Source organism: Thalassiella azotivora (genome assembly GCF_054781695.1).
Genome location: NZ_BAAGTX010000058.1, coordinates 1 through 663, shown reverse-complemented (window position 1 = coordinate 663; position 663 = coordinate 1). Strand labels below are relative to the sequence as shown.

The 663-nt window shown below is 78.6% G+C and carries 1 pseudogene; it reads left to right on the top strand.

Features of this window, described 5'->3' with window-relative positions:
- Positions 1–663 (top strand): annotated as a pseudogene (locus tag ACYVQV_RS18985) (hypothetical protein); the annotation flags it as partial.

Here is a 663-nt window from a genome sequence, read left to right as displayed (position 1 = left end):
GGCGCGGGTCCTCTGGCCGCCGTCGTCGCCGCCGTCACGACCGGCGGGTGGGCGGCTGCCGCGGCGGCCGCCGTGGTCGTCGGCGCGGTGGCCGCCGGGACGGCCGTCGTCATCACCGAGGACGAGCCCGCGGTGACTGCGCAGCAGGCCAGCAGCGCGAGCTCCGTGACCGAGGACGAGGACGCGACGTCCGGCGGACGGGCGGCGGGTGACGAGGCCGGCACTGACGCGGACGACTCGTCGGCGGTCCTGACGCCGGAGGGGTTGACCCTGCCCGGTCCCGTGGACCTGCCGGGGGGCGGTCCGCTGACCCTGGGGCCGGACGTCGACGGTCCGGGTGGGATCGGGCGGGACGTTCCGCTCGGGCCGGTCCTGGACGACGTCGGGCGGGTCCCGCTCGTCCCGGGTGGGGGCGGCGTCCCGCTGCCTCCGGTCACCCCGATCGCTCCTCTTCCGCCGGTGACACCGGTGGTGCCGGTGCCGCCCGTGAACCCGGACCCCGTCGTGCCGGTGCCGCCCGTCGTTCCCGTGCCGCCCGTGGACCCCGGTCCGGTCGACCCGGTCCCGCCGGTCGACCCCGACCCCGTCGACCCAGTGCCCCCGGTCGACCCCGACCCCGTCGACCCAGTGCCCCCGGTCGACCCCGACCCCGTCGACCCAGTG